The following is a 21,605-nucleotide window of genomic DNA, read 5'->3' as shown; positions in this document are numbered from 1 at the left end:
CCAGCCGAGTCTTTTCATAGAGCGCCTTTGGCATCCGCCAAGGGCCGGCAGCACCGACCAACTCCCGGTCACGCCCTCTTGGACGAACTCACTCCGGGTTGATATCCCCGGCGCTCACCTCGTGCAGGCCGGGCGCAGCAGGGCCACCCTTCAGCACGAAGCGGCGGTCGCAGTATCCGCATTCGGCAAAGCCGGTTTCGTCGATCTCCAGCCACACGCGCGGGTGACCCAGCGCGGCGGGCTTTACCGCGGCGGTGCCGCGAATGCCGGATGCGCCATCGCACATCACGCGGGTGGAATCGACAAGCACGGTTTCGGGCGGCTGGATCATGCGCCGCCGCTAGCAAATGGAAGGAGCACAGACAATTGCGTTTTGAGACCTTATCGGGCAGGCAGCGCGGCATGGAAGAGACCCCCGCAATCCGCATCCGTGACCTCGTCAAGCGCTATGCCCCCGCGGGGCAGGGCGAAGGCAAGCTCGCGCTCTCCGGCGTCAGCTTCGATGTGCCGCAGGGGCAGATCTTCGGCCTGCTGGGCCCGAATGGCGCAGGCAAGTCCACCTTGATCAACACGCTTGCCGGGCTGGTGATGAAGTCCAGCGGCACCGTGGAAATCTGGGGCCACAATATCGACCATGCGCAGCGCAACGCCAAGGCCTGCATCGGCATCGTGCCGCAGGAGATCGTGTTCGATCCCTTCTTCACCCCGATCGAGGTGCTGGAGATCCAGGCCGGGCTTTATGGCGTGCCCAAGGCAATGCGCCGGTCGATGGAACTGCTGCGCGCGGTGCATCTGGCAGACAAGGCCAATGCCTATGCCCGTTCGCTGTCCGGCGGGATGAAGCGCCGCCTGCTGATCGCCAAGGCCATGGTCCATTCCCCGCCGATCCTTGTGCTCGACGAGCCGACTGCCGGCGTGGACGTGGAATTGCGGCGGCAGCTGTGGGAACTGGTAGGGGAATTGAACAGCCAGGGCGTCACCGTGGTGCTCACCACGCATTACCTGGAAGAGGCGGAGCAGCTGTGCGACCGCATCGCCATCATCAACCATGGCAAGCTGATCACCGACAAGCCGACGCGCGAGCTGGTGGAGATGGCGCGCGAGAAGATCGTGGTACTCACGCTCGACCGGGCGGTGGAGGCAGCACCTGCGCACGAGAAGTTCATGAAGAGCGCCGTGACCGGCGAGCGCACCGTCGAGATCGGCTATGACAAGGACCGCATGAACGCGGGCGAAGTGCTCGCACTGGTGCAGGGCCAAGGTTACGGCATTGTCGACGTGTCCACGCGCGAAGCCGATCTGGAAGATGTGTTCGTTACGCTGACCAGCCGCGCCGCCTGAACCGCCTTACGCCGGAGCGGACTCGTCGGGCGGAGCCTCGCGCCACCGCCCCTTGCCCACCCGGCGCAGCGGCTGGCCACAGTTCTGGCACGATGCGACATAGTGTGCGCCGTTCCAGCGGATCTCGGTGCGCACCGGGCGATGACGGTTCAACAGGCACGCGAGCTTGGCGAACATTGGCCCCCGACTCCAAAATGGACTAAGTAGCAATACGTAGTTTGTGCTGCATTTGCGAATGAAAAGTCAGCCAGGTGCTAATTTTCGGACATCGCGCCATGCTGCACCGCCCACAAAGGCATCGGTGCTTTTCAAATCGGTGCATGGCGGGCAAAGCAGCCTCCAAGATTGCGCCTGCCGTTTCCCGCGCTGGCGCCAGCGGAGCCTGAACTGTGATCCAGCACGACGTTCTCATCATCGGGTCCGGCGCCGCCGGGCTGACTGCCGCGTTGGTGCTGGCGGAACGGTGCAAGGTGCTGGTCCTGGCCAAGGGCGCGCTCGATGGGGGGTCCACCGCCTGGGCACAGGGCGGCATCGCCGCCGTGCTGGACGAAGGTGACACCTTCGAAGACCACATCCGCGACACGATGATCGCGGGTGGCGGCCTCAACCGGCGCGAGACGGTGGAATTCGTGGTCGAGCACGCGCCCGAGGCGATCCGCCGGCTTGCCGAAATAGGTGTGCCCTTCAACGCAGAGGCGGGTGCGCTGCACCTGACCCGCGAAGGCGGCCATTCGCACCGCCGTATCGTTCATGTTGACGACGCCACGGGCTTTGCCGTGCAGAAGGCGCTGATCGCCGCGGCCAAGGCCCACCCCAACATCACGCTGAAGCCCGACATGGTCGTGGTCGATCTCGTAACCGATCGCCATCGCGGAGACGGCAAGCCCGGCAATCGCGTGTGGGGCGTCTATGCATTGGACCAGTCGACCGGGCGGGTCGGCTGCTTCTCTGCGCGCGCCACCATCCTCGCCACTGGCGGCGCAGGCCGCACATACCTGTTCAGCACCGCTCCACGCGGCGCGACCGGCGATGGCATTGCGATGGCGTGGCGGGCTGGCGCGCGCGTCTCCAACATGGAATTCATGCAGTTCCACCCCACCTGCCTCTACAATCTTGAGGTCAAGAACTTCCTGATTACCGAGGCAGTGCGCGGCGAAGGCGGGCATCTGAAGCTGCCGCCCGGCGTGCCCGGCGGTGGGGAGCGCTTCATGCCCCGCTTCGACCCGCGCGAGGAACTGGCCCCGCGTGACATCGTCGCCCGCGCCATCGACCACGAGATCAAGCGACTGGGCCTCGACTACGTCCATCTCGATATCAGCCACAAGGACCCGGAGTTCGTCCGCGGCCACTTCCCCAACATCTATGAACGGCTTCTGGGGCTGGGCATCGACATGACGAAGGAGCCGATCCCGGTTGTGCCTGCGCAGCATTATACCTGCGGCGGCGTGTTGATCGATCTCAACGGCCGCACCGATCTGCCGGGCCTCTATGCTGTGGGCGAGTGCTCGGAAAGCGGGCTGCACGGGGCCAATCGCCTGGCCAGCAACTCGCTGCTCGAATGCTTCGTCTTCGGCGATGCCGCCGCGCGCGACATCCTTGCCCGCTGGGACCAGTTCGAGGCCCCGCCCAAGCTGCGCGCGTGGGATGAAAGCCGCGTCACCGATTCCGACGAGGAAGTGGTGATCAAGCAGAACTGGACCGAGCTGCGCCGCTTCATGTGGAACTATGTCGGCATCGTGCGCACCAACAAGCGGCTGGAGCGCGCCGCCCACCGCATCAAGCTGCTGCGCAACGAAGTGGCGGAATACTACCAGCACTTCCGCGTCAGCGCCGACCTGATCGAGCTGCGCAACCTGGTGGACACCGCAAGCCTGATCATCAAGAGCGCCCGCGCCCGCCGCGAAAGCCGCGGCCTGCACTTCAACCAGGACTATCCCGAAACCCAGCCCGCCGCGCGTGACACGATCCTCGTACCCGATCGCTGAGGGAGTATGAGTTGAGTGCGGGAAACCTATCCGGGTTTCCCTTGCGGCACCGGCCCACTCCCCCGCCCGGCCACCCACCGAAGTGTACCCTGAATGGGTGGCCGGGCGGGGGAGTGGGCCGGTGCCGCAAGCACCTGACGGATGTCAGGGGCGCACAAATCAAAAATGCCGCCCCAGGAAGATCAGCACCATCGCGCCCAGCACCGATCCGATGCAGCCCGCGCGGCTGAAGCCTTCGCTCCATGGCCGTCCGTCGCGCCAGCTCGCGGCAAGCCCCGCCACCAGCGAGCCACCGATGCCGAGCAGGATGGTGCGGCCCAGGCCCATGTCGACTGGCCCCGGATAGAGGAACTGCGCGACCAGCCCCACCAGCAGGCCGGAAAGAAGGATCGAGATCAGGTTCAGCACGGACAAGCCCTATTCCTGTGGACACGCGATATGGGGGCGGTTGACCGGTTCTTGTCCACAATTTGCTGACCGACCCCAAAAAAAATCCGACTGGCGTCATTTGCCCCTTGAACAGCGGCTGCGTCCACGCGTCGCTGCACTGCACAATGACTGTCACTGCGGTGAAACGAATCGCACGTGCGACGAAGCGAATCGGTGATGCCCCCTTTCCCCCCTTGTGTTGGAATCGCGATCAGGCACTATGGGTTGTGGTCGGGTTCAGGGGGGACCTCTAAACCTAGTTTTCAAAGGGGACGGTGCGGAACCGCGTCAGCGCGAAAGCGGGTGCTTTCGTGACGGGGTCCCCTGTCCTTGGCGGAATTGCGCGGGTGCAGGCGCAGGGGTGGGAAGTCGTTCCCCATTCGTTCTGCATCTGGTATGGATCGGGTCGCACCGATTCTCGATTGAATTGCCGGGGGCCTGCCTCCGGCCGTGTTGGCAACGGCTGGACCTTTCGGGGCCGGCCACGAGTTTCGGGGGCTGTGGCGTGGATTTCAGGACCGGGGATGGCGACGTGAGCAACGGTGACGTGTCGGTGCAGGACGAGCTGGGCCTGCTGGGCGGCGATGTCGTCTCGCCGGAAGCAAAGAAGGCAGTCGAGATGAGTGCGGAAGACAAGGGTAGCGAAGCGCTGGTGGCCGCCATGGCGGCAGCGGTTGAGGCCGCGCCCAAGGACGATTCCAAGAAGATCAACGCCCGCCGCTTCAGCATCGTCACCGATGCCTCGCGCGATGCCCGCCTGACCGATTTCGGCAAGGACACGCTCGACGATCGCTACCTGCTTCCCGGCGAAAAGTACCAGGACCTGTTCGCCCGCGTGGCCGATGCCTATGCCGACGATCAGGAGCACGCCCAGCGCCTGTACGACTACATCTCCAAGCTGTGGTTCATGCCCGCCACCCCCGTGCTGTCCAACGGCGGCACCGGGCGCGGCCTGCCGATCTCGTGCTACCTGAACTCGGTGGATGACAGCCTTGAAGGCATCGTCGCAACCTGGAACGAGAACGTGTGGCTGGCCAGCCGCGGCGGCGGCATCGGCACCTATTGGGGCCAGGTCCGCGGCATTGGCGAAAGCGTCGGCCTCAACGGCAAGACCAGCGGCATCATCCCCTTCGTCCGGGTGATGGACAGCCTCACCCTCGCGATCTCGCAGGGTTCGCTGCGCCGCGGCTCGGCCGCCTGCTACCTCGACATCTCGCACCCCGAGATCGAGGAGTTCCTCGAGATCCGCAAGCCTTCGGGCGACTTCAACCGCAAGGCGCTGAACCTCCACCACGGCGTGCTGCTGACCGACGAGTTCATGGAAGCGGTGCGCGATGGCGCCGAGTTTGCGCTGCGCAGCCCCAAGGACGGCTCGGTGCGCGGCAAGGTCGATGCGCGCAGCCTGTTCCAGAAGCTGGTGGAAACCCGCCTCGCCACCGGCGAGCCCTACATCGTGTTCAATGACACGGTGAACCGCATGATGCCCAAGCATCACCGCGACCTGGGGCTGAAGGTCTCCACCTCCAACCTCTGTTCGGAAATCACGCTGCCCACCGGGCGTGACCACCTCGGCAACGATCGCACCGCGGTGTGCTGCCTGTCCTCGCTCAATCTCGAGACCTGGGACGAATGGAACGGCGACAAGCGCTTCATCGAGGACGTGCTGCGCTTCCTTGACAACGTGCTGCAGGACTACATCGATCGCGCGCCGTCCGAGATGGCCCGCGCCAAGTATTCCGCCATGCGCGAACGCAGCGTCGGCATGGGCGTGATGGGCTTCCACTCGTTCCTGCAGATGAAGGGCATCGCCTTTGAATCCGCGATGGCCAAGGCGTGGAACCTCAAGATGTTCAAGCACATCGCCGCCAAGGCGGACGAGGCTTCGCTGCTGCTCGCGCAGGAACGCGGGCCCTGCCCCGATGCCGCGGACATGGGCGTGATGCAGCGCTTCAGCTGCAAGATGGCGATCGCGCCCACCGCGTCGATCAGCATCATCTGCGGCGGCACCAGCGCCTGCATCGAACCGATCCCGGCGAACATCTACACGCACAAGACGCTGTCGGGTTCGTTCGTGGTCGAAAACCCCTACCTGAAGAAGCTGCTGGCGGAAAAGAGCAAGGATTCCACCAACGTGTGGAACTCGATCCTCGAACATGGCGGCTCGGTCCAGCACCTCGATTTCCTCAGCCCTGAGGAAAAGGCGGTCTACAAGACCAGCTTCGAGATCGACCAGCGCTGGCTGCTGGAATTCGCGGCCGACCGCACACCCTTCATCGACCAGGCGCAGAGCCTCAACCTCTACATCCCCGCCGACGTCGACAAGTGGGACCTGATGATGCTGCACTTCCAGGCGTGGGAGCGCGGGATCAAGAGCCTGTACTACCTGCGCTCCAAGTCGGTCCAGCGCGCCGGGTTCGCCGGCGGGGTGGAGGCGGACAACACCGCCGAAGCGCCCAAGATCGAACTCAGCGCCGGCCAGACCGACTACGAGGAATGCCTCGCCTGCCAGTGATGGCGGGCGGGTGGCATCGCCATGGCGCACGCGGGCTCCTCCGACGAGCCCCTCCCCTTCAGGGGAGGGGTTGGGGTGGGGGATCTCCGCACCCACCGCGCCCTTAGGCAAACCACGAAGCAATACGTCCGGAACCCAACGATACAAACCGCGACACTTTGCGGATTGCCCTGCGCTGCGACAATGCGCGACAGAGAGCCTGCTTGCACGATGCCAGTCAGGCTGTTTATAGTTGCGAGTAATTCGCAATATCGAAAGGGATCGTTCTATGCGCAAGTGGCACCGCTGGCTTTCGGTGTTCTTCTCCGTGTTCCTGCTGTGGATCGCCGTAACCGGCACGCTCAGCCAGGTCGTGCCGCTGATGGCGGGAGACGACGACGACAAGCCGAAGGCCGCGCAGGTGGAACAGAAGCCCGCCTTCGTCTGTCCGCCGGACTATTTCTGCCGGCCCAAGCCCAAGGAAGGCGATCCGCGTGCGATCGTGGGCCTGCTGCATCACCTGCACTCGGGCGAAAGCTTCGGCCCGGCCGGCGTGCTGATCGGCACGCTCAGCGGCTTTGCGATGATCTTCTTCAGCTTCTCCGGCCTGTGGCTCTACGTCCAGATGTGGCGCAACCGCAAGGATCGCGGCGTGAAGCCCGGCTGGTTCTGGAAGTAGGCAAGTTATTTGTTGGGTGCGGGAAGCCCCTCCGGGCTTCCCTTTGCGGCACCAGCCCACTCCCCCGCCCGGCCACCCATTCAGGATACTCACGTGGGTGGCCGGGCGGGGGAGTGGGCTGGTGCCGCAAGCCTTCGACGGATGTCGAAGGCGCACCAAACAAAAGACCCGGGCCGGGGGAGTGGGCTGGTGCAGCGCCCGGCTGGCGGATGCCAGACGGGCATCGCCGCGAGGCGATCCGAACGGAAAAGAAAAACGCCCCCTCTTGCGAGGAGGCGCCTTCCGGTCGCGTGGCACGACCTGGCCCCGAAGGGGACGGGGCTTTCGCTGCGGGGCGGGGTCGCAGCACGACCACAACGCCCGCCCCGATCGGCTTATTCCTCTTCTTCCATGCCATAGGCGACATCGCCGTTGGCCGAGAGGCGCACCGTGTCGCCCTCCACTCCGGCGACCAGGCCGAGCGAAATGTAGTGGTGGTGGCCCGAATGGGCACCCATCCCGCTGTCCGCCTTGGTCAGCTTGATGCGGTGGCCGTCCACATGGTCCACTGTGCCCACGTGCGCGCCATCGGCGCCGATCACGGCCATGTGCTCGCGGATCTGCGCGGCCACGCCAGTCTGCGCGCCCCCGCCCATCTGGCCGGACCGGCCGGCTTCGAACTGGGCCTGCTGCCCTTCGGTGCCCGAATTGGCGTCGGCGCTGCCCATCTGGCCCTGCGAGCCCTGCTGCTGGTTCATCTGGCCATCACCCTGCCAGCGCGCACCGCCTTCCTGCTGGTCCGCACCGCCGGGGCTGCGGATGCCGGACTGCTGCGGCGCGCCATTGCCGGTGCCGGTGACATTGCGGGAATCGTTGGGTTCGTATTCGCCCACGGCGAATCTCCTTGCGTTGTGGTCGCTTGCGCCGGGGTCGCTGCCCCACGCGCTTCTGCACCCCCAATGCCGCCCCCAGCCCGCCGTTCCCCGTGGTTAACGCGTAAGCACACCCCCGCGCCGGGCTGCGCGCGGCCTGCGACAAAGCGCATCACCGAGTCTTTGTTGGGTGCGCCCCTGGCATCCGTCAGGGGCTTGGCGGCACCGGCCCACTCCCCCGCCCGGCCACCCATTCAGGATACTCGCGTGGGTGGCCGGGCGGGGGAGTGGGCCGGTGCCGCAAGGGAAACGCGGAGGCGTTTCCCGTACCCGACAAAGACTCTTTCCCGCGCCCCTCGTACCGGTGGAAAACACCGCCCCCTTCCCCCCGCGTGCGCTTTCGCCGCGGGCCGCCACGCCCTATCTTGAACGTCAGCACCGCACAGGAATCGAACCATGCCCCTTCTTGAAGCCCGCAAGACCTACAAGCCCTTCGAATATCCCTGGGCGTTCGATTTCTGGAAGCGCCAGCAGCAGGTGCACTGGCTGCCCGAGGAAGTGCCGCTGGGCGAGGATTGCCGCGATTGGGCGCAGAAGATCAGCGACCATGAACGCAACCTGCTCACGCAGATCTTCCGCTTCTTCACCCAGGCCGACGTGGAAGTGCAGAACTGCTACCACGAACAGTACGGCCGCGTGTTCAAGCCGACCGAGATCAAGATGATGCTGGCCGCCTTTTCCAACATGGAGACGGTGCACATTGCCGCCTACAGCCACCTGCTTGACACCATCGGCATGCCCGAGACCGAATACGGCATGTTCCTGGAGTACGAGGAGCTGAAGGCCAAGCATGACTACATGCACACCTTCGGCGTGGAGAACGACGAGGACATCGCCCGCACCCTCGCCATGTTCGGCGGCTTCACCGAAGGCATGCAGCTTTTCGCCAGCTTCGCCATGCTGATGAACTTCCCCCGCTTCAACAAGATGAAGGGCATGGGCCAGATCGTCAGCTGGTCGGTGCGCGATGAATCGCTGCATTGCGAAGGCATCACCAAGCTGTTCCACACGTTCGTGAAGGAGCGGGACTGCCTGACCAAGGCGGTGAAGGAAGACATCATCGATTGCTGCCAGAAGACGGTGCGGCTGGAAGACGCCTTCATCGATCTCGCCTTCGAACAGGGCCCGGTGCCGGGCATGAGCGCCAAGGACATCAAGCGCTACATCCGCTTCATCGCCGATTGGCGGCTGGGCCAGCTGGGCTTCCAGCCGATCTACATGATCGAGGATCACCCGCTGCCCTGGCTGGCCCCGCTGCTCAACGGGGTGGAGCACGCCAACTTCTTCGAAACCCGCGCCACCGAATATTCCAAGGCCGCCACCCGCGGCAACTGGAACGACGTCTGGTCCAGCTTCGACAGCCGCCGCAAGGCCAAGACCGCCGCGAACGCAGACGCGGGCGGCGAGGTCGAGGTGGATATGTTTGGCGGGATCGCGGCGGAGTGAATTTGCTTTGAGATGCTGAAGGGAGTTATGAAGCGAGGGTGAAAATCCCTCGCTTCATCAACTTCAGAAAAGTGTTGCAACATGGAAGACCATCCACCCTATGATCCGAGGTCGATTGCCAATTACCTCTTGGAAATGGCGTGGAAGTATGAATTAAATATAACCCATCTGTCCTTGCAGAAGATTATTTATTTCCTTCACGAGAGGTTTCTAAAGGAGACTGGCACTCCACTTTGCAAAGGATACTTTGTTGCGTGGAAGCACGGTCCTGTGCACCCACAAATTTGGAGTACCTTCAAGAACGCGGGTAGAGAGCCTATTCGGCATCATGCCTATGGATTAGACATATTAACTGGTCTTCCATCCCAAGTTCCCGTGATAGAAAACAAAAAAGTTCAATTGTACCTCACTTCGAAAGGTTTGGACCTGATCTCAGTGCCAGCCCACCGTCTTGTAGGTCTGTCACACCTTCCTGGCAGCCCTTGGGACCGTGTTACCAAACGAAGTGGGGGACAAAGGGAGTACGGATCAAGAATATCTGACGAACTTATGCTAAGCTCGCGGTCTGCAGGAGTTGCACCTATTCGCGAGTCGCTAGAAGGAAACGAGGATCTTTATGAGCAGCCGCCTTCCTGACACTGAACTTTGCAATCTGGCTTTTTTGCCGCCTGAGGAAAAACAACGTCATCTCATTGCGTTTGAAAAGCCGAAGCAGATCAAAGGAACTTATCAGCCGTTTCGCAAAGTCTTCCCTGACGCTATTAATTTGCAGTTTCCGCTATTCGGATCAACTCTCCAGTTAGCTAATCTCGAAGCAATCAAGGCTCGCCTAGCGCTCGAATGCCGAGGCAGTGAGGCAGTGCTTTCGATGAATGTGGCGATCGCTGAGGCGACATTTGCTTACGCGATTCAGCATGGGATCGAAGCAACTCAGATCGATGTGGTGTCTTTGGGATTCTCCGGAATTGCCAACCATGAGTTCGGTCTCAATCTGCTGATCCGTTATCGAGATCACGCAGCTATCGTGTTTTTGGACCTCCGGCGAACGAATGGCCTCAGCCACTCCGGGCGCCAGTTCATGTTTTCTGCGCTACACCAGCGCTTCCGCATCGCTTACCCTGACTTGTCGGCCGCACAGCTGGAGATTTGGTGTTATCGCAATAACAAGGACAGGACGCTGGTCTGTATCAATGAGCCAAGCACGTACTTCGATTTCGCCGATATGGAAGTAGACGTCGCAGAGACTTACGCAATCTGGAATGCGATAAAAATCGCGGAAGAGCCGAAGCGCAGGGCATCTGGCAATGGTCGCCCGACTCCTTTCGGTTTCTAGAAGTCATGGCCACGTTTACGTCGCACACGTCAAACTTGACAAAACGAACCAAATAGGTTATATGCCCCAGCCTTGGACCGGGAGCGGGCATGGCCGGCTTCGCCCTCGCTCCTTCGGGTCAGGCCCCTCAGGCCGAAGCCCGACGCGACCGGCGCGGGTTCGGCATCGCGGGGAACTGGCAGCCTTGCCAGCACGAGGGCGTAAAGCCCCAGCCCCGGGCAAATCCCAAGCCAAAGCAACGGACGGCGGATGTGGGGCGGTGGTTCAGCCGCGTGCATGCGTCGGACAAGGGCCCGGGTCGGGCCTCCGGCACGAAACGGCATCCCGCTTCCCGGCGGACCTACGGTGACCTATCCGTGTGACGCTCCCGGCCTCTTCCCCTTGCCAATGGCGCTACGGACCGGGCTGGCACGCGAGCCGCCACCCGGCATCGAGCTTCCGTCCGGTCACAGGCTGCGCCGAAGCGGCAGCAACGCCCCGCCCGGCCACTCGCAAATGCGCGCTGCCCGCCCTCCCCTGCGGCGCCACGCATGGCGCCCGCACCGGTCGCGCAGGTCCGTCTTGATCCTCAGGCAAAAGTCCGGGCTCGCCGCCGGATGCTCCTCCATGCCCCCTCCCCGCTCATCCTGAGCTTGTCGAAGGACAGGGAAGGGGGTCGGGGGTGGGCTCTTTCCCCCACCACGGCGCCGATCACACCATGTCCCCCGGCCGCACCAGCCGGTCAAAGGTCGCTGCGTCCACCAGCCCGCTCTGCAGCCCCGCCTCGCGCAGGGTCAGCCCTTCGGCATGGGCCAGCTTGGCGATGCGGGCGGCATTGTCGTATCCGATCTCGGGCGCCAGCGCGGTCACCAGCATCAGCGAACGTTCCACCAGCTCGCCGATGCGCCGCTCGTCGGCCTGCAGCCCTTCCACGCAGCGCGCGGCGAAGCTTACCATCCCCACCGCCAGCAGGTGCATCGATCGCAGCACCGCGGCGCCGATCATGGGCTTGAACACGTTCAGCTCAAGATGCCCCTGCATCCCGCCCACGGTCACCGCCTGATGATTGCCGATCACCTGCGCGGCCACCATGGTCAGCATCTCGGCCTGGGTCGGGTTGACCTTGCCCGGCATGATCGAGCTGCCCGGCTCGTTCGCCGGAAGCATCAGCTCGCCCAGCCCCGATCGCGGGCCGGAGCCGAGCAGGCGGATGTCGTTGGCGATCTTGGTCAGCGCCACCGCCAGCGTGGCCAGCGTGGCCGAAAACTGCACCAGCGCATCGTTGCTGGCCAGCGCCTCGAACGCGTTGGGCGCGGGCACGAAGGCATGGCCGGTCAACCTCGCCAGCTCCGCCGCCATCGCCGCCGAAAAGCCTTCCGGCGCGTTCAGCCCCGTGCCCACCGCCGTGCCCCCCTGCGCCAGCCGCAGCAGGTGGCTTTCCGCATCGCGCAGCCGCTGATACGCATCGCGCAACTGCTGGACATAGCCGGAAAACTCCTGCCCCAGCGTCAGCGGCGTGGCATCCTGCAGGTGGGTACGCCCGATCTTGACCAGCCCGACCCAGCCTTTCGCCTTGGCATCCAGCGCACCGCACAGCCGGTCGAGCGCGGGGACCAGATCACGGTTCAGCGCCACCACCGCCGCCACGTGCAGCGCGGTGGGAAAGCTGTCGTTGCTCGATTGGCCCCGGTTTACATGATCGTTGGGATGCACCGGGCTCTTGCCCCCGCGCGTTCCGGCCAGCCGTTCGTTGGCCACGCCGGCGATCACCTCGTTCACGTTCATGTTGGTCTGGGTGCCGCTGCCGGTCTGCCAGATCACCAGCGGAAACTGATCGTCAAAGCGCCCGGCGGCGACATCGGCTGCAGCCGCCTCGATCGCATCTGCCAGCCCCTTGTCCAGCCCGTGCGCGCGGTTCACCCGCGCCGCCGCCTGCTTCACCAGCGCCAGCGCATGGACGATGCCCAACGGCATCTGCTCCATCGGCCCGAACGGAAAGTTGTCGATGCTGCGCTGGGTCTGCGCGCCCCAATAGACCGCGTCCGGCACTTCCACCGGGCCGAGCGAATCGGTTTCCAATCGGGGCACAGGCTGTCTCCTCAGGGCCTTTGAATGGCCGAGGTTACGCCCCGTTCCCCGATCGGCAAAGGCAGTCCCCGCTTGGGTCAAGTTGCGGCACCGGCCCGCTCTTCCGCCCGGACGCCCACCTGTGGGATGCTCTGGGTGGCCGGGCGGGGGAGTGGGCCGGTGCCGCGCGATCCGAAACGCAGTTTCGGATCAAAAGATCAATGGTGCTGCTGTTCCTGGGCGTGGCGGCGGTGGAAATCGGCCTCCACGCTGGCGCCGGTGAGATTGGCGAGCACGCCCAGCGCGGCGCCCAGGCCCTTTTCGGCGAAGCAATCGACCACCGTCTTGGCATCCTGCCCGCGCTCTACCGCCATTGTGCGCAGCGCGCGGACCATGTCTTCGAACTCGATCTCGGTCAGCCGCGCGGCCTTCCATTCCTCGCGGCGAACGAAGGTATCGTGCATGTTGTAGCTCATCGGCGGTCCTCTCCCGTGGTCCTCCATCCATGCACAGGGGTATCGGGCAGGCACGGCGGTTTGCTTGCACACCGGCTAGGGGCGAATGCGGAGTCCGGCGGAAGCCGGGATTCAGCCTGGCCTTCAGCCCAATCGCACCGGGCCGGGATCGCCCCGTTCCGCAATCAGGCGGGCGCGCGCATGGGCGCGGGCACGCAAGTATCTGGAATCGATCTCGGTTTCCAAGAGACCTGCCCCCTCGCCCAGATGCGCCAGCGCGGCGGGCAACCCGCGTTCGGCCAGCACGGCCAGCATCGGCACCGGATGCAGGCCCAGTTCGGCGGCCAGCGCCTTCAGCGCGCGGACCATTTCGGTGAATTCGAATTCGGTTGCCCTCGCGGAATCATGTTCTTCCTTGCGCAACAGGGCTTTTCCGAGATCAATGGTCATCGACGGAACTCCTGCCAGCCAAGGTGGCGCGCATGGGGGTGCAAGACAAGACGATAACCAACGGGGAGCGGTGATGATGCCGGCGATGGCCACCAGCGAAGTGTTCCTGATTGCGCTGACGGTGATCCTTGCCGTGCCCTATGCGGTGTGGCGCCTGCTGCGCACCGACCATTACGCGCCACTGGTGGTGGTGCAGATCGTCGGCGGCATCCTGCTCGGCCCCGGGGTGGCGGGGGCGTTGTTTCCCGAAGCGCACAGGTTCGTGTTCAACCCGCAGGTGCTGACCGCGCTGAACGGCGTGGCATGGTGGGCGGTGATGATGTTCGTGTTCAGCGCCGGGCTGGAACTGGATCTGGGCGATGCCTGGGAGAACCGCCGCGAGACGGCGGTGACCGCCGCCGCCGCACTGCTGACCCCGCTGGCGCTGGGCGCGCTGGCGGCGGCGTGGCTGTTCCGCACGCCAGGCTGGATCGGCCCGCTGGGCAGCTATCCCCAGGCGGTAATGGGCATCGGCATGGCCTGCGCGGTAACCGCGCTGCCCATCCTGGTGCTGCTGATGGAAAAGATGGGCATCCTGCGCACCCCGCTGGGCGCGCGGCTGCTGCGCTATGCCAGCCTTGACGATATCCTGATCTGGGGGGTGCTGGCGCTGATCCTGCTGGATTGGCACCGCATCGAGCGGCAGGGCTGGTTCCTGATCGGCTTTGCCGTGGCATCGTGGGCGGTGCGGCGGCTGGTGGCGGCGATTCCGGAAGGTGACCGCTGGCCGGTGGCGCTGGTGTGGCTGGCGGCCTGCGGCTTTGCCGCGGACTGGAGCGGCCTGCACTTCATGGTGGGCGCGTTCCTGGCGGGCGCGGTGCTGGAGGCGCGCTGGTTTGACGAGGCACGGCGCGACCAGTTCCGCCAGTTCCTGCTGTTGACCATCATGCCGGTGTTCTTCCTTTCCACCGGGCTGCGCACGCAATGGGGCGCGGGGCTGGGCGGCATGGGCGGGGCGATGGTGTTCGGCGCAGCGGCGCTGTTCCTTGTCGCATCGGTGGCGGGCAAGCTGCTGGGCGTGCAGATCGCCGGCAGGGTGCTGGGCTGGAAGCCGGGCGAGGCGGGCGTGATCGGCTGGATGCTGCAGACCAAGGCGCTGATCATGATCATCTTCGTCAACGTGCTGCTGGACAAGCAGATCATCACGCCCGAAACGTTCACCGCGCTGCTGCTGATGGCGGTGGCATCGACCATGCTGACCACGCCGGTGGTGCGGCCACGGCTGGCGAGGATGGGGCTTTAGGAGGATGGGGGTTCAGACCCTCGGCAGCAACGTTCTGGACCGCTCTGGATTGCCACGTCGGCTTTGCCTCCTTGCAACGACGAGAGTGTGCGAAGGGACGCCATCGCCCTTTTAGCAACCCTGACTTGCCAGCGTGAAACGGGTTGCATAGCCTGACTCGATGGGGGAAACGGGCGAAGACGGGGGTCAGCGCGCGCGCATGGATACGGGCACAGCTGTGCCCGCGCACAACGCTGCCAGCACCCCCCCGCCAGAGGGGGAAGCAGGCGTGGACATCCACAAACCCAAGCCGGTGCATTCGATCCGGGAATTCCTGAACGAGATCCTTGTCATCATCACCGGCGTGCTGATCGCGCTGGGGCTGGAGCAGGCGGTGGAGAGCTGGCACCATGCCGAGCAGGTCGCCGACGCGCGCGAGACGCTGCGCGAGGAGCTGGCGGTGAACCTGGCCGCCCTGCGCCACACGCAGCGCAATTCGCCGTGCCTGATCGCCAATGCCGACCGCATGGTGGCGCTGATCGACAGCGTGGATCCGGCAAAGATCAGGGCGTTCGCCCGGCAGGCCAACGATCCTGCGCATACCGCGCCGGGCGGCCGCATGAGTCCCGGCATGCTGTCGCTGCGCCTTCGGGCATGGGAGACGGCCAGCTCCTCGGGCCTGCTCGCCTATATGGCCCCGCGCGAGAAGCTCGCGTTTGCGGCGGCCTACAGCCGGGTGGACCTCGAGAAGCGGTATAGGGTGCTGTTTTCCGACATGTCGCCCGAGATCGGTGCGCGGGCCGAGGTCTTCGACGGGTCGCACGAGGAGGCGCAGGCCCTGAAGCGCCTGATCATCGAGCAGCGCGGTTTCTATGCAACGCGAATGAAGAGCCCGTTCAAGGAAATCGTGGACGTGGTGGGCGACTACAAACTGAGGGACGACCCGACCAAGGCACTGCCCACCTGCGTGCCGATCGGCGTGTGACCGTCCCTGCCCTCCCCTGCAAGGAGAGGGGGCCGTCCGCGGCGGGGTGGAGGGGTAACGGGCTTGGCGCAGTGGCTGGCCCGGTGGGCGCGGTGGTGGATGCTACCCCTCCGTCAGCCTTGCGGCTGCCACCTCCCCTGCGAGGGGAGGGTAGCGGGCTGACACCTTACTGGAATACGGCGATGTCGTCGTCTTCGAAGGACGGCACCCCTTTGAGCACCCACGCGGCACGGATCCCGTTGAACACAAACCTGCCGATCACGAGGCACACCGCCGAAAGTGGTATGGCGAAAAAGATCGAGAAGGCGTCAGCCAACCAAATTGCGAATTGCACCGATATCCCCAGCAGCACGATCATCATCAGGATCATGGCTACGCCTGCATAGACCCCTTGGCCGATCCGGAAACGCCAGGCAGCGATCATCGAAACAATGAACACCGAAGCGACTGCTGCGAGAAACCAATAGGGTATCGTGGCAAGATCGAATGCGCGCAGGACCCGCATCGCCAAATAGCCATAGACACAGCCAAAAAGGAGGCAGGCAGCGCTGGCCGTACCCGTTGCTCCCCGCGCGCCGAAGCGCGTGGTCAGATCTACTTCGAAAACCGACATGATTGCCCCCGGCCCCCAAATCAAACTCAGATCACCCCGCAATCACAGCGGATTGCCGTCCTTGTCGCGGTAGATTTCGCGGCGGCCGACGTGGTTGGAAGGGCCGACGAAGCCGTCTGCTTCCATGCGTTCGATCCACTTGGACGCGGTGTTGTAGCCAACGCCCATCTGGCGCTGGATCCAGCTGGCCGAGGCCTTCTGGCTTTCGAACACCAGCTGGCACACCTGGCGGTACTTGCGCTCCTCGGGGTTGTCGCTGGCGGTGGCGTCGAGATCGTCGAAGCCGAAGCCGCCGTCCTCGGGTTCTTCGGTGACCGAATCGACGTATTCGGGCGAGCCCTGCGCGCGCCAGTGGTCGGCCACCTTCTCCACTTCCTCGTCGGAAACGAACGGGCCGTGGACGCGCTTGATCGGGTCGGTGGCGGGCTTGTAGAGCATGTCGCCCTTGCCCAGCAGCTGTTCGGCGCCCTGTTCACCCAGGATGGTGCGGCTGTCGATCCGGCTGGTGACGGCGAAGCTGATGCGGGTGGGCAGGTTGGCCTTGATCACGCCGGTGATGACGTCGACCGAGGGGCGCTGCGTGGCCATGATCAGGTGGATGCCGGCGGCGCGGCTCTTCTGGCTGAGACGCTGGATCAGGACTTCGATTTCCTTGCCCACGGTGACCATGAGGTCGGCCAGCTCGTCGACGATGACGACGATCTGGGGCAGGACCTGGTAATCGAGCTGCTGTTCCTCGAAGATCTCCTCGCCCGTATCGGGATCGAAGCCGACCTGGATGCGGCGGCCGAGCGGCTTGCCCTTTGACGCGGCGGCGCGGACCTTTTCATTGAAGCCGGAAAGGTTGCGCACGCCGATCGAGGACATCTGGCGATAGCGGCGCTCCATTTCCTCTACCGCCCACTTCAGCGCGCGCACCGCCTTGGGCGGTTCGGTGACCACGGGGGAGAGCAGGTGCGGGATATCGTCGTAGCTCTTGAGTTCCAGCACCTTGGGATCGACGAGGATCATGCGGCACTGCGCCGGGGTGAGCCGGTAGAGCAGCGAGAGCAGGATGCAGTTGAGCCCGACCGACTTGCCCGAGCCGGTGGTGCCGGCCACGAGCAGGTGGGGCATGGTGGCAAGATCGGCCACGATCGGTTCGCCGGCGATGTCCTTGCCCAGGATGATCGGCAGCAGGCCCTTGTGGCTGGCGAACTTTTCGCACTCCACCAGTTCCCGGAAACTGACCATGTCGCGCACCGCATTGGGCAGTTCGATGCCCATCACCGTGCGGCCAGGGATGGAGGAGACGCGCGCGGAGATCGCGCTCATGTTGCGGGCGATATCGTCGGCCAGGCCGATCACGCGGCTGGCCTTGATGCCGGGCGCGGGCTCCAGTTCGTACATGGTGACGACCGGGCCGGTGCGGACGGCAGTGATTTCACCCTTCACGTTGAAATCATCGAGCACGTTTTCAAGCAGGCGCGCGTTGCGTTCCAGCCCGAGCTTGTCGATCTTGGGCTGCGCGCTGGCGGGCGGTTCGGCCAGCAGGGCGGAGGCCGGCAGTTCGAAGCGATCGAACAGGTCACCCTGCTTCGTCGGCTGCGCCGGCGCGGTGGCCACCTTGGGCCGGGTCTGCGGATCGGTGATCTCGGTGGGGCGGCGCGGGGGCTGGCCGGAGGTGGCCTCGACACCGGAGACAACGGGGGCATCGCCATCGGCCACGTCAAAGGGGATGGGCGGTTCGGCCCCGGCACTGCGCCGATCCTTGCGCTTTTCCTTCCGCTGCGGCGCCTCAAGCCCTTCAGGCATGGGCAACGCGGGGGCGCGGCGCAGCACGGCAGGGATGGTCAGCAGGCTGAGCCAATCGAGTGCGAAGACCCGGCCGGCAAGGAACAGGCCACCGCCCAGCGTGACGAGCGCGAAGACCAGGATCACCCAGCCCTGTGCCGGGCCGGCAAAGTGACCGATCCAGCGCACCAGTGCGGCGCCGAGCAGGCCGGAAAGGCCGCCGAAGCCGGCAGGCAGGGTCGCCCCGCCGTCCGTAAAGGCCAACGAGAGCGTGGTGCCGACCAGCACCATTGCGCCCAGCAGGAGCAGCACCAGCCGCCACCAGGCCGGCCAGGAGGGCAGTTCTTCGTCATCCTCGGTGAGCTCGACCAGGTCCCCGGCCGAATCCCACAGGCGCCGCGCGAAGACGAACAGCAGCGGCAGCACAAGCGCACCGGGCAGGCCGACGGCCATGAGCAGGCGTTCCGAAACCCACGCCCCGCCAAGGCCCATCCAGTTTTCCACCGGGCTGCCCGAGGCGGTGCTGCCCGAAGGGTCGGTCTGGGTATAGCTGAGCAGCGACAGCGCCAGGAACACCATCAGCGCGAACAGCAGCGCGCCGCCGATCAGCTCGGCACTGCGGCGGAAGCTGCGCTTGAGAATGGCGCGCCAATCACCGCCGCCGGAGCGGCGACCAGTCGCCGATGTGAGTGCCCTCGATGCCATGAAACCCGTCCCTTCGCGGAACATAATGCGCCCGAAGGGGAGTCACCGTCAAGAATCCAAGGGATTCCAGCCGCTTTTTTGCGATCAGCGGAAAGCGTCTATGGCGGCCCAGCCGTGCACGGGCAGGCCGCGGGCGCGCTTCCAATCCATCCCGCCCAGCGCGATCACCGGCAGCGGGCTTTGCCGCGCCAGCAGCAGGAAGCGCACCGGGCCCAGCACCCGCCCCCCGGGATGCGAGCGCGTGGGGAATACCGGGGAGAGCAGCACGGCATGGGCCTGCGCCCGAGCCGCATCGCCGATTTCTCGCAGCGAATGCGCCGTGGCCAGCCTCAGCGGCGCACGGCGGGCAAGCCGGGCCGCAGGGCCATAGCCGGGGCCGGACAGCACCATCTGCACGCCGCGCACTGCGCAGAGGCGGCGCAACTGCGCCAGCCGCTGGTCGCGTTCCGCTTCGGGCAGGTGATAGTGGCGAAAGACCAGCGCGCTGCCACGCGGCAGGCGGGCGATCGCGCGATCCAGCGCGGCATCGTTGCGCCGGTCGGTCAGGAGGATGCACTTCGGCACGGGGTAGCGCTTCGCCATCGTGGCGCTATAGCACCGCGCCATGCAGGAAGCCCACACGCCCCTTTCCGACATCCGCGCCCGCATCGCGCAGGCCGCCCGCATCGCCCGCCGCGACCCCGCCGGGGTGACGCTGGTGGCGGTGAGCAAGACCAAGCCGGCCAGTGCTATCGAATCGCTGATCGCAGCGGGGCAGGCGGTGTTCGGCGAGAACCGGGTGCAGGAGGCGCAGGACAAGTGGCCCGCCCTGCGCGAGGCGCACCCCGAGGTGCTGCTGCACCTGGTGGGCCAGCTGCAGTCCAACAAGGCCGAGGATGCGGTGCGCCTGTTCGACTGCATCCATTCGCTGGACCGCCCTTCGTTGCTGACCGCGCTGGCCAAGGCGATGGACAGGACGGGGCGGCGCGTGCCGCTGTTCGTGCAGGTGAACATCGGCGCCGAGGAGCAGAAGGGCGGCTGCGCGATCGCAGACCTGCCCGCGCTGCTGGCGCAGGCGCGCACGGCCGACCTGCCGGTGCAGGGCCTGATGTGCGTGCCGCCGGCGGGAATCGAGGCGGCGCCGTTCTTCGCGCTGCTGGGCAAGCTGGCCGCGGACAACGGCGTTTCCGGCCTGAGCATGGGCATGAGCGACGACTTCGAGACCGCGGTGATGCTGGGCGCCACGCACATCCGGGTTGGGTCTGCCCTGTTTGGCGCGAGGTAGCACACGAACCGCCGATAGCGCCGGGATCAAGATGATCAATTTGGCGCTTTCACAGATGGTTAGCAGGACATCAACCCTTGCCTGCGCATTGGTGCGGAGCGGCGTTTAAGAGCTGGCAACCGATTTGGGTTATTCTGCCCGGGTGACCCAGCTCGCCATCTTGCCCGCGCCCAGCATCGACCTCGATCGCGTCTACAGAGCGACGATGTGGCTGCAGGTACTCGCCATCGGCCTTGCCGCCTATCATGACGGCACCGATAACCAGTTTCGCGATCCGTTGCTTTCGGGCCTGCTCGTGACGCTGTGCGTCAGCCTGGCGATCCAGCTTTACCTGAGCAGCATCGCCAAACGCGCGAGTGCGGAACAGGCCGATGTGCACCGCGATTCGCAGCAGGCGCGTTCGCGCACCGAAGAGCTGTTCGGCATGACCGACATGCTGCAGGCGGCGGAAACCTATGACGATGCGGGCGCGGTGCTGCAGGCGACGGCGCGCAAGCTGCTGCCCGAACACGGCGTGGCGCTGTATGTCTTCAACAATTCGCGCGACCGGCTGGATCTGGCGCGCAGCTGGGACCTGCCGGAAGGGTATGCCCCCTCACCCACGCTTTCGCCCAACAACTGCTGGGCGCTGAAGCGCGGCAAGACCCACGTGAACGTGCCCACTATCGGCGGCCTGTGCTGCAGCCATCATGCCGGATCGGTCTCCACGGTGGAAATCCCGATGATGGCCTGCGGGCAGCTGCATGGCCTGCTGGTGCTCGCTCGCGGAGACGTGGATCAGATCGAGAACCCCGCAAAGGAAGTTCTGGAGGTGACCCGCCTGGGCAGGTCACTGGCCGATTCGATGTCGCTGGCGCTGTCCAACATCGCGCTGCGCGAAAAGCTTCGCACGCAATCGCTGCGCGATCCGCTGACCGGCCTGTACAACCGCCGCTATATGGAAGATGCGCTGGAACGGTTCCTGTCACTGGGATCGCGCAACGGGTCGGCCACGTCGGTGATCATGCTGGACCTGGACAACTTCAAATCGCTGAACGACCAGTATGGCCATGCCAAGGGCGATGCGGTGCTGCGCGATGCCGCGGCGCAGATCGTGGGCGCATTGCGGCCCAGCGACGTGACCTGCCGCTATGGCGGGGAAGAGCTGATGGCGATCCTGCCCGATTGCGGGCTGGAAGATGCGGCGCTGAAGGCCGACCAGATCCGCGCACGCATTGCCGCGCTGTCCGAACTTCACGGCTGCGCGATCAGCGCGTCGTTCGGCGTCGCCTGCATGCCTGAAAGCGCCGGCTCGGCCAGTGATATCCTGCCGCAGGCAGACGCTGCGCTCTATGCCGCGAAGCTGGCGGGCAAGAACCGGGTGCACACCGCCGAATCACGCATGCCGCGCGAAGCATCAGGCCCACGCCTGGCGGTAACCGGCAAGCGCTGAAGACGG

The 21,605-nt window shown here is 65.1% G+C and carries 21 protein-coding genes; 11 read left to right on the top strand and 10 right to left on the bottom strand.

Annotation, left to right across the window (positions count from 1 at the left end; genetic code table 11):
* Positions 1-88: 88 nt before the first annotated feature.
* A complete protein-coding gene (locus tag POM99_RS09970; protein ID WP_277277309.1) occupies positions 89-331 on the bottom strand; it encodes a zinc-finger domain-containing protein in 243 nt (80 codons plus the stop codon).
* Between the two features lie 71 nt (positions 332-402).
* Between POM99_RS09970 and POM99_RS09965 the strand changes: the two genes are divergently transcribed.
* Positions 403-1,341, top strand: coding sequence for an ABC transporter ATP-binding protein (locus POM99_RS09965; protein ID WP_277277307.1), 939 nt, complete (start codon positions 403-405; stop codon positions 1,339-1,341).
* A gap of 6 nt (positions 1,342-1,347) precedes the next feature.
* Here the strand turns inward: POM99_RS09965 and POM99_RS09960 are convergent, their stop codons facing one another.
* Complete coding sequence (locus POM99_RS09960; RefSeq protein WP_277277306.1) at positions 1,348-1,494, bottom strand: hypothetical protein; 147 nt, start codon at positions 1,492-1,494, stop codon at positions 1,348-1,350.
* Between the two features lie 239 nt (positions 1,495-1,733).
* Here POM99_RS09960 and nadB point away from each other — a divergent pair, with 239 nt between their 5' ends.
* Positions 1,734-3,326, top strand: coding sequence for an L-aspartate oxidase (nadB, locus tag POM99_RS09955; protein WP_277277555.1), 1,593 nt, complete (start codon positions 1,734-1,736; stop codon positions 3,324-3,326).
* A gap of 159 nt (positions 3,327-3,485) precedes the next feature.
* On the opposite strand, the gene POM99_RS09950 is transcribed toward nadB, so the two are convergent.
* Complete coding sequence (locus POM99_RS09950; RefSeq protein ID WP_277277553.1) at positions 3,486-3,734, bottom strand: GlsB/YeaQ/YmgE family stress response membrane protein; 249 nt, start codon at positions 3,732-3,734, stop codon at positions 3,486-3,488.
* Between the two features lie 526 nt (positions 3,735-4,260).
* Here POM99_RS09950 and POM99_RS09945 point away from each other — a divergent pair.
* Both POM99_RS09945 and POM99_RS09940 read left to right on the top strand, forming a co-directional pair.
* Positions 4,261-6,267, top strand: coding sequence for a ribonucleoside-diphosphate reductase subunit alpha (locus tag POM99_RS09945; protein WP_277277304.1), 2,007 nt, complete (start codon positions 4,261-4,263; stop codon positions 6,265-6,267).
* Between the two features lie 268 nt (positions 6,268-6,535).
* On the top strand, positions 6,536-6,925 hold the full coding sequence (locus POM99_RS09940; protein WP_277277302.1) for a PepSY-associated TM helix domain-containing protein: 390 nt from the start codon (positions 6,536-6,538) through the stop codon (positions 6,923-6,925).
* A 374-nt stretch (positions 6,926-7,299) separates the two neighbouring features.
* Here POM99_RS09940 and POM99_RS09935 read toward each other — a convergent pair whose 3' ends face one another.
* Positions 7,300-7,560 (bottom strand): DUF2171 domain-containing protein, encoded by a 261-nt coding sequence (locus POM99_RS09935; RefSeq protein ID WP_277277551.1) that lies wholly within the window; start codon positions 7,558-7,560, stop codon positions 7,300-7,302.
* Positions 7,561-8,232: 672 nt separating this feature from the next.
* Here POM99_RS09935 and POM99_RS09930 point away from each other — a divergent pair.
* The 3 genes from POM99_RS09930 (at position 8,233) to socB (ending at position 10,615) form a co-directional block, all read left to right on the top strand.
* A complete protein-coding gene (locus tag POM99_RS09930; protein WP_277277300.1) occupies positions 8,233-9,282 on the top strand; it encodes a ribonucleotide-diphosphate reductase subunit beta in 1,050 nt (349 codons plus the stop codon).
* An 81-nt stretch (positions 9,283-9,363) separates the two neighbouring features.
* Positions 9,364-9,918, top strand: a complete 555-nt coding sequence (gene socA, locus POM99_RS22480) for a type VI toxin-antitoxin system SocA family antitoxin (protein WP_369011638.1) — start codon at positions 9,364-9,366, stop codon at positions 9,916-9,918.
* Positions 9,899-10,615 carry a type VI toxin-antitoxin system SocB family DNA replication inhibitor toxin gene (socB, locus tag POM99_RS09925; protein ID WP_277277299.1) on the top strand — a complete coding sequence of 239 codons (717 nt, stop codon included), beginning with the start codon at positions 9,899-9,901 and terminating at the stop codon, positions 10,613-10,615. Before socA ends, socB begins: the two co-directional genes overlap by 20 nt.
* 690 nt (positions 10,616-11,305) lie before the next feature.
* On the opposite strand, the gene fumC is transcribed toward socB, so the two are convergent.
* The 3 genes from fumC to POM99_RS09910 form a co-directional block, all read right to left on the bottom strand.
* Complete coding sequence (gene fumC / locus POM99_RS09920) at positions 11,306-12,682, bottom strand: class II fumarate hydratase (RefSeq protein WP_277277297.1); 1,377 nt, start codon at positions 12,680-12,682, stop codon at positions 11,306-11,308.
* A 197-nt stretch (positions 12,683-12,879) separates the two neighbouring features.
* The gene (locus POM99_RS09915) at positions 12,880-13,137 is read right to left on the bottom strand and encodes a hypothetical protein (RefSeq protein WP_277277296.1); all 258 of its coding nucleotides are present in this window, start codon (positions 13,135-13,137) and stop codon (positions 12,880-12,882) included.
* Between the two features lie 123 nt (positions 13,138-13,260).
* Positions 13,261-13,566: a hypothetical protein gene (locus POM99_RS09910; RefSeq protein ID WP_277277294.1), complete on the bottom strand. Its 306-nt coding sequence runs from the start codon at positions 13,564-13,566 to the stop codon at positions 13,261-13,263.
* 85 nt (positions 13,567-13,651) lie between these two features.
* Here POM99_RS09910 and POM99_RS09905 point away from each other — a divergent pair, with 85 nt between their 5' ends.
* Together POM99_RS09905 and POM99_RS09900 are read left to right on the top strand one after the other, a co-directional pair.
* Entirely contained in the window at positions 13,652-14,848 is a 1,197-nt protein-coding gene (locus POM99_RS09905) for a cation:proton antiporter (RefSeq protein WP_277277549.1), read from the top strand.
* A gap of 160 nt (positions 14,849-15,008) precedes the next feature.
* Positions 15,009-15,812 (top strand): hypothetical protein, encoded by an 804-nt coding sequence (locus tag POM99_RS09900; protein ID WP_277277292.1) that lies wholly within the window; start codon positions 15,009-15,011, stop codon positions 15,810-15,812.
* Between the two features lie 166 nt (positions 15,813-15,978).
* Here POM99_RS09900 and POM99_RS09895 read toward each other — a convergent pair whose 3' ends face one another.
* The 3 genes from POM99_RS09895 to POM99_RS09885 all read right to left on the bottom strand — a co-directional run bounded on the left by POM99_RS09895 (position 15,979) and on the right by POM99_RS09885 (position 19,485).
* Positions 15,979-16,425, bottom strand: coding sequence for a hypothetical protein (locus POM99_RS09895; protein WP_277277290.1), 447 nt, complete (start codon positions 16,423-16,425; stop codon positions 15,979-15,981).
* Positions 16,426-16,467: 42 nt separating this feature from the next.
* Positions 16,468-18,903, bottom strand: coding sequence for an FtsK/SpoIIIE family DNA translocase (locus tag POM99_RS09890; protein WP_277277288.1), 2,436 nt, complete (start codon positions 18,901-18,903; stop codon positions 16,468-16,470).
* Between the two features lie 84 nt (positions 18,904-18,987).
* Positions 18,988-19,485: a thiamine phosphate synthase gene (locus POM99_RS09885; RefSeq protein WP_277277286.1), complete on the bottom strand. Its 498-nt coding sequence runs from the start codon at positions 19,483-19,485 to the stop codon at positions 18,988-18,990.
* 22 nt (positions 19,486-19,507) lie between these two features.
* Between POM99_RS09885 and POM99_RS09880 the strand changes: the two genes are divergently transcribed.
* Both POM99_RS09880 and POM99_RS22395 read left to right on the top strand, forming a co-directional pair.
* Entirely contained in the window at positions 19,508-20,167 is a 660-nt protein-coding gene (locus POM99_RS09880; protein WP_277277284.1) for a YggS family pyridoxal phosphate-dependent enzyme, read from the top strand.
* 142 nt (positions 20,168-20,309) lie between these two features.
* A complete protein-coding gene (locus tag POM99_RS22395) occupies positions 20,310-21,599 on the top strand; it encodes a GGDEF domain-containing protein (protein ID WP_277277282.1) in 1,290 nt (429 codons plus the stop codon).
* Positions 21,600-21,605: the final 6 nt, after the last annotated feature.

It is taken from the genome of Novosphingobium cyanobacteriorum (assembly GCF_029436685.1).
Lineage (GTDB): Bacteria > Pseudomonadota > Alphaproteobacteria > Sphingomonadales > Sphingomonadaceae > Novosphingobium > Novosphingobium cyanobacteriorum.
This window is presented reverse-complemented; position numbering and strand designations above follow the sequence as displayed.